Here is a 7,022-nt window from a genome sequence, read left to right as displayed (position 1 = left end):
CCTCCCCCGCGCCCCCGCCTCCCCCGCGCCCCCGCGCCCCCGCCTCCCCCGCGCCCCCGCGCTCACCGCGCCCCGCCGGGCTCGTCCCCCTCCCCCTCCTCCCCTTCCTCCTCCTCCCCTTCCTCCTCCTCCCCTTCCTCCTCCCGCAGCTCGAACCAGATCGACTTGCCCTCCCCCCGGGGCGACACCCCCCAGTCGTCCGCGAGGAGTTCCATCAGCACCAGGCCCCGCCCCGAGGAGGCCAGCTCGCCGGGGTCGCGGCGGTGCGGGAGCGTGTCGTCGTCGTCCATGACCTCCACGCGCATCCGGCGGGCGCCCGGCGGGCCCGACACGGAGGCGATGAGGAGGGCGTCGCCCTCGGTGTGCACGAGGACGTTCGTGAGCATCTCGGAGCACATCAGCACCGCCGAGTCGACCTGTTCCCGCTCCGGCCAGTCGTGCAGCAGGTCGCGGAGCTGCCGCCGCGCTCCCGCCACCCGCTCCGGCTCCGCCTGCGCGACGGACAGGATCGCGCGCCGGCCGCGCGGGTGGCGCAGCCGCGAGGAGGAGCCGATGAGCGCGCGGCGCAGCAGCAGCACGGCGATGTCGTCCTCGTGGAGCGGGCGCAGCGGGCCCGTGTCCTCCTCGGCGTCCGGGCCGTGCACGGCCCCCAGCAGCGCGTCCGCGAGCCCTTCGACGTCCTCGCCCTCGTACGACTCGGCCGCGCGCCGCAGCCGGTCCCAGCCGGTGTCGAGGTCGTGGCCGCCGGTCTCGATGAGCCCGTCCGTGCACATCATGATCGTCTCGCCGGGTTCGAGGACGAGGCGCGTCGTCGGGTAGTCCGCGTCGGGATCGATGCCGAGCGGGAGGCCGCCCGCGACGGGGCGGCGCATCATCGTGCCGTCTGCCATCCGGACGGCCGGCTCGGGGTGCCCGGCGCGGGCGATCTCCAGCGTGCCGTTCGCCGGGTCCACCTCGACGTAGAGGCAGGTCGCGAAGCGCGGGTCGTCCTCCGGGTCGTCGGGCTCCCCCTCCGCGTCCACGGCCGCCGCGTCCACCTCGCGCGTCTCGCTGATGCCGTGCAGGAAGCGGGTGGCGCGGGTGAGGACCACGTCGGCGCGGTGGCCCTCGGAGGCGTAGGCGCGGACGGCGATCCGGAGCTGGCCCATGAGCCCGGCCGCCCGCACGTCGTGGCCCTGCACGTCGCCGATGACGAGCGCGGTGCGGCCCGAGGGGAGCGGGATCATGTCGTACCAGTCGCCGCCGACGCGCAGCCCGCCCCCGGTCGGCACGTACCGGGCCGCGAGGCTCATGCCGGGCATGGCGGGGCCCAGGCGCGGCAGCATCGAGCGCTGGAGGTCCTCGGAGAGCGCGCGCTGCGAGTCCGCGATCCCGGCGCGGCTCAGCGCCTGCGCGAGCATCCGCGCGACGGTCGCGAGCACGGAGCGCTCGTCGGCGGTGAAGGAGACGGGGTAGGTGAACGCGGCGAGCCAGGCGCCCATCGTGCGCCCGGCGGCGACGAGCGGCAGGAAGGCCCAGGACTTGCGGTTGAACGCGGCGACGAGCGGCCAGGTGGCGGGGTAGCGCTCGCGGTAGTCCTTCGGCGAGGACAGGTAGATCGCGCGCCCGGTGCGGATGACCTCGGCGGCCGGGTAGTCGGCGTCGAGGGCGACCTCCGCGAAGGGCGCCGCCGCGTCCCTGCGGTGGCCGTGGTGGCCGACCACCGTGAGGTGGTCGTTCTCGATGCCGAAGACGGCGAGGCCGTCCGGCGAGAAGCCCGGCATGGAGAGGCCGGCGGCGACGCGCAGCACCTCCGTCGTGGAGCGGGCCTCGGCGAGCGCGCGGCCCGCGTCGAGCAGGAACGCCTCCCGCGAGCGCCGCCAGTCGCCCGTCACCGGCGCGCGCGCGACGGCTCCGGGCGAGGGCTCGGTGATCTCCTGCAAGGTCCCGACGAGGACGAAGCCGGGGCTGGTACGGGGCGAGCGCCCGGCGGCCGGGGCCCTCACGTCGCTCCCGAGCCACGTCGCGGAGGTGTCGCCCACGTCGTGCTCGTTCGCCGCGCCGTCGCCCTCGGGGGCCTCGACGGGGCGGGTGGGCCGCGAGCGGGTGCGGACGACGCGGACGACGTTGCCCTGCTCGTCCATGACCCGCAGCCGCGCCTCCCCGAGGGTCTCCTCGGCGGCGGCGAGGGTGATGACGCTCTGGATCTCGTTCCAGTCCGAGGGGTGGAAGCGGGCGCGGACCGCCGACTCGCTCAGTGTCGCCGGGCGCGGGGGCAGGCCGATCAGCCGGGCCGCCTCGGCGTCCACGGCGATGGTCCCGGCCTCGTCGTCCCACCGCCACAGGCCCGTGTGCAGCGCGGAGAGCGCTTCGGCAGCGGTGGGGGCGACGTTTTCGCTACCCATTGTCTTATTTTACGCGGATTTAGTGTCGTTCTGCGAGCCAAAACCGGGGCCCGGGGGGCCGGGGACGCGGCGGTAACCTTGCGGGGTAACAGCAACTGAGCCCTCATACCCCGAGCGACTGGATAGAGATGCACCGGTACCGGTCCCACACCTGCGGCGAGCTCCGCGCCTCCGACGTCGGCACCGACGTCCGGCTGAGCGGCTGGCTGCACAATCGGCGCGACCTCGGCGGCATCCTCTTCATCGATCTGCGTGACCACTACGGCATCACGCAGCTCGTCGCCCGCCCCGGCACCGCCGCCTTCGAGACGCTCGACAAGCTCTCCAAGGAGACGGTCCTGCGGGTCGACGGCTCCGTCGTCTCGCGCGGCGCCGAGAACGTGAACCCGGACCTGCCCACGGGGGCCGTCGAGGTCGAGGCGGGCGAGGTGGAGGTGCTCGGCGAGGCCGGCCCGCTGCCGTTCACGATCAACGCCGAGGACGGTGTCAACGAGGAGCGGCGCCTGGAGTACCGCTTCCTCGACCTGCGCCGCGAGCGAATGCACCGCAACATCATGCTGCGTACCGCCGTGATCGCGGCCGTGCGGCAGAAGATGGTCGCGCTCGGCTTCAACGAGATGGCGACGCCGATCCTCACCGCGACCTCGCCCGAGGGCGCCCGCGACTTCGTCGTCCCCTCGCGCCTGAACCCCGGCCGCTTCTACGCGCTGCCGCAGGCCCCGCAGCAGTTCAAGCAGCTCCTCATGGTCTCCGGCTTCGACCGCTACTTCCAGATCGCGCCGTGCTTCCGCGACGAGGACGCCCGCGCCGACCGCTCGCCCGGCGAGTTCTACCAGCTCGACGTCGAGATGAGCTTCGTGGAGCAGGAGGACGTCTTCCAGCCGGTCGAGAAGCTCATGACGGAGCTGTTCACCGAGTTCGGCGGCGGGCGCGAGGTCACCTCGCCGTTCCCGCGCATCCCGTTCCGCGAGTCGATGCTGAAATACGGCAACGACAAGCCGGACCTGCGCGCCCGGCTCGAACTGCACGACATCTCGGACGTCTTCGCCGGTTCGGAGTTCAAGGCGTTCGCGGGCAAGCACGTGCGCGCGCTGCCCGTGCCCGACACCGCGAAGCAGTCGCGGAAGTTCTTCGACCAGCTCGGCGAGTACGCGGTCGAGCAGGGCGCGAAGGGCCTCGCCTGGGTGCGCGTCGGCGAGGACGGCCAGCTCGCGGGCCCGATCGCGAAGTTCCTCACGGCGGACGACGTGAAGGCGCTCACCGAGCGGCTCTCGCTCGCCCCCGGCCACGCCGTCTTCTTCGGCGCGGGCGAGTACGACGAGGTCTCGAAGATCATGTCGGCGGTGCGCGTCGAGGCGGCCAAGCGCTCCGGGCACTTCGAGGAGGGCGTCTTCCGGTTCTGCTGGGTCGTGGACTTCCCGATGTTCGAGAAGGACGAGGAGACCGGGAAGACCGACTTCTCGCACAACCCGTTCTCGATGCCGCAGGGCGGCATGGACGCGCTGGAGCACAAGGACCCGCTGGACATCCTGGCCTGGCAGTACGACATCGTGTGCAACGGCATCGAGCTGTCCTCCGGCGCGATCCGCAACCACGAGCCCGCGATCATGCTCAAGGCGTTCGAGATCGCCGGCTACGACCGTGAGACCGTCGAGCACGAGTTCGCCGGGATGCTCCGCGCCTTCCGCCTCGGCGCCCCGCCGCACGGCGGCATCGCCCCGGGCATCGACCGCATCGTGATGCTCCTCGCCGACGAGCCGAACATCCGCGAGACGATCGCCTTCCCGCTCAACGGCAACGCCCAGGACCTCATGATGGGCGCGCCGACGGAGCTGGACGAGACGCGGCTGCGCGAGCTGAACATCCAGCTCAGGAAGCCGGTTCAGAAGTAACGGAACGCGGCACGCGGAAGGGCCGGACCCGGGAACGGGTTCCGGCCCTTTCCCGTCCCCCCGGTGACCCTCACCCGATCGGGGGGTCGTCCCTCGCAGAATGGTTTTGCCGGTGGTGGCGCTCCCTACCGTTGCGGGCAAGACTTGCCGTGAGTGTGGAGGGCCCCCGTGAGCACCGCTGTGAAGGAGTGTTCCGTCATGGACACGAGCGCGAGTCCGCTGAGCCAGGAGGACTTCGAGGAGATCGCCCGCGCCGCCGCGCGGACGAACGAGTCGGTCCGGCTGGAATTCCTCGACGGGAAGATCAGGGAGAAGGCCGTGCCGGACGGAGTGCACCAGCGCATCTACGCCTGGTTGCTGGGTCTGTGTATGCAGGCGAATCAGGGGTGGATGCTCTACCCCGATCACGGAATGCGCGTGGAGGCGTATCGCAAGGGCAACGCGCGCCCGGACGGTGTGCTGCTTCCGGTCGACGCGGTGATCGGCGACGGCGAATGGGCGAGGCCGGACGGCGCGCTCATGGTCGTGGAGATCACCTCGCGCGACTCGGACACCAACCAGCGCGACCGGGTCGACAAGCCCGCCGCCTACGCCGCCGCCGCGATCCCCGTCTACCTCCTCGTGGACCGCGGGAACCAGTCCGTCAAGGTGCACTCCGAGCCCGAGGGTGGGCGGTACGCGAAGGTGAACGAGGTGGCCTTCGGCAAGAGCGTGTCCCTGCCCGAGCCCGTCGGCTTCGAGCTGGATACGGCGCCGCTGCTCGGCTGGGCCGGCTGACCCCCGTCACGCGGCCGGGGCCGCCACCCGCGCCGGGCGGCGGCCCCACCTCCGTACCTCCCCGAGGGGTCAGTCCTCCGCGCCGCCGAAGCGCTCCTTGAAGACCTCCAGGTCGTCGTCCGTCAGCTTCGCGAAGAGGACCGGCGGCACGATGAACGGGGTGCCGGCCGGGACGGCGTCCAGGGCGCGGGCCTCGTCCGCCGCGACCCAGGCCGCCGTGTCCGCGTCCAGCCGGAAGGCCGTCCGCATCGCCTTCGCCGTCGTCGGGACGAACGGCTCCGAGACGACCGCGTAGAGGTGGATCAGGTTCATCGCGGTCCGCAGGGTCAGGGCCGCCGCCGCCTGGTCCGTCTTGATCTCCAGCCAGGGGGCCTTCTCCTCCAGGTACGAGTTCCCCGCCGACCACAGCGCGCGCAGCGCCGCCGCCGCCTTGCGGAACTGGAGCGCCTCCATCTGCTCCTCGTACTCGGCGAGCAGCCGCGCGATCTCCTCGCCCAGCTTCGCCTCCGCCTCGCCCGGCGCCCCGCCCTCGGGGACCGCGTCGCCGAAGCGCTTGCGCGAGAAGGACAGCACGCGGTTGACGAAGTTGCCGAGCGTGTCCGCGAGGTCCTTGTTGACCGTGGCCTGGAAGTGCTCCCAGGTGAAAGACGTGTCGTCGGACTCGGGCGCGTTCGCCATCATGAAGTAGCGCCAGTAGTCGGCCGGGAGCAGTTCGAGCGCGTCGTGCGTGAAGACGCCCCGGTTCTGCGAGGTCGAGAACTTGCCGCCGTAGTAGTTGAGCCAGTTGAAGGACTTCAGGAAGTCCACGCGCTTCCACGGCTCGCGCGTCCCGATCTGCGTCGCCGGGAACATCACCGAGTGGAAGGGCACGTTGTCCTTGCCCATGAACTCCGTGTAGCGCACGTCGCCGGCCTCGTACCACCACGACTTCCAGTCGCGGCCCGCGCCCTCGGGCGCCTCGTCGGCCCACTCGCGCGTCGCGCCGATGTACTCGATGGGCGCGTCGAACCACACGTAGAAGACCTTGCCCTCGGCCGCCAGCTCCGGCCACACGTCGCCCGGGACGGGCACGCCCCAGTCCAGGTCACGCGTGATCGCACGGTCGTGCAGGCCCTCGGTGAGCCACTTGCGGGCGATCGAGGAGGAGAGCTGCGGCCAGGAGTCGGCCGTCGCGTCGATCCACCGCTCGACCTCCTCCTGGAGCTTGGACTGGAGCAGGAAGAGGTGCTTGGTCTCGCGCACCTCCAGCTCCGTCGAACCGCTGATCGCCGAACGCGGGTTGATCAGGTCCGTCGGGTCCAGGACGCGTGTGCAGTTCTCGCACTGGTCGCCGCGCGCCTTGTCGTAGCCGCAGTGCGGGCAGGTGCCCTCGACGTAGCGGTCGGGCAGGAAGCGGCCGTCCACCGGCGAGTACACCTGCCGGATGGCGCGCTCCTCGATGAAGCCGTTCTCGTGCAGCCTGCGCGCGAAGTGCTGCGTCGTCTCGCGGTTCTGCGCCGAGGAGGAGCGGCCGAAGTGGTCGAAGGCGAGCGAGAAACCGTCGTAGACGGCCTTCTGCGCGTCGTGCGCGGTGGCGCAGAACTCCGCGACGGGCACGCCCTGCGCGGCGGCGGCCAGCTCGGCGGGGGTGCCGTGCTCGTCCGTGGCGCAGATGTACAGCACCTCGTGGCCCCGCTGGCGCAGGTACCGCGCGTAGACATCGGCCGGGAGCATGGACCCCACCATGTTGCCCAGGTGCTTGATCCCGTTGATGTACGGAAGGGCGCTGGTGATGAGGTGTCGAGCCATCGGGGGCTGCTCCCAAGTCGCTACGGAAGGTGAGGGGCGGGGCGGATACCGCGCACGCGCCGGTCACCGGTTAACCCGGAAATCGTAGCCGAACGGGCGAGACGGGCTTCGGCGGTTTCTCTCCGTGGACAGCCCGGGCTGCCGCCGTGGCCTGGGAGGGGCCGGCCGGTCACGCGCGGTG

Annotated in this window: 4 protein-coding genes; 2 read left to right on the top strand and 2 right to left on the bottom strand. The window is 71.8% G+C overall.

All coding sequences use genetic code 11. The features are described from left to right. Positions 1 to 62: 62 nt before the first annotated feature. Positions 63 to 2,384 (bottom strand): ATP-binding SpoIIE family protein phosphatase, encoded by a 2,322-nt coding sequence (locus tag SSBG_RS14060; RefSeq protein WP_008746781.1) that lies wholly within the window; start codon positions 2,382 to 2,384, stop codon positions 63 to 65. A 128-nt stretch (positions 2,385 to 2,512) separates the two neighbouring features. On the opposite strand from SSBG_RS14060, the gene aspS reads away from it, so the two are divergent. Both aspS and SSBG_RS14050 read left to right on the top strand, forming a co-directional pair. After that, positions 2,513 to 4,276 carry an aspartate--tRNA ligase gene (aspS, locus tag SSBG_RS14055; RefSeq protein ID WP_008746779.1) on the top strand — a complete coding sequence of 588 codons (1,764 nt, stop codon included), beginning with the start codon at positions 2,513 to 2,515 and terminating at the stop codon, positions 4,274 to 4,276. A 198-nt stretch (positions 4,277 to 4,474) separates the two neighbouring features. Then, entirely contained in the window at positions 4,475 to 5,053 is a 579-nt protein-coding gene (locus SSBG_RS14050; protein ID WP_037869738.1) for a Uma2 family endonuclease, read from the top strand. A 69-nt stretch (positions 5,054 to 5,122) separates the two neighbouring features. Here the strand turns inward: SSBG_RS14050 and metG are convergent, their stop codons facing one another. After that, on the bottom strand, positions 5,123 to 6,841 hold the full coding sequence (gene metG / locus SSBG_RS14045) for a methionine--tRNA ligase (RefSeq protein ID WP_008746777.1): 1,719 nt from the start codon (positions 6,839 to 6,841) through the stop codon (positions 5,123 to 5,125). Between the last annotated feature and the right edge of the window lie 181 nt (positions 6,842 to 7,022).

It is taken from the genome of Streptomyces sp. SPB074 (genome assembly GCF_000154905.1).
Taxonomy (GTDB): Bacteria; Actinomycetota; Actinomycetes; order Streptomycetales; family Streptomycetaceae; genus Streptomyces.
This window is presented reverse-complemented; position numbering and strand designations above follow the sequence as displayed.

Coding starts and splice junctions, on each gene's coding strand:
- metG (WP_008746777.1), bottom strand. CDS start 6,841: ATGGCTCGACACCTCATCACCAGCGCCCTTCCGTACATCAACGGGATC.
- aspS (WP_008746779.1), top strand. CDS start 2,513: ATGCACCGGTACCGGTCCCACACCTGCGGCGAGCTCCGCGCCTCCGAC.
- SSBG_RS14060 (WP_008746781.1), bottom strand. CDS start 2,384: ATGGGTAGCGAAAACGTCGCCCCCACCGCTGCCGAAGCGCTCTCCGCG.
- SSBG_RS14050 (WP_037869738.1), top strand. CDS start 4,475: ATGGACACGAGCGCGAGTCCGCTGAGCCAGGAGGACTTCGAGGAGATC.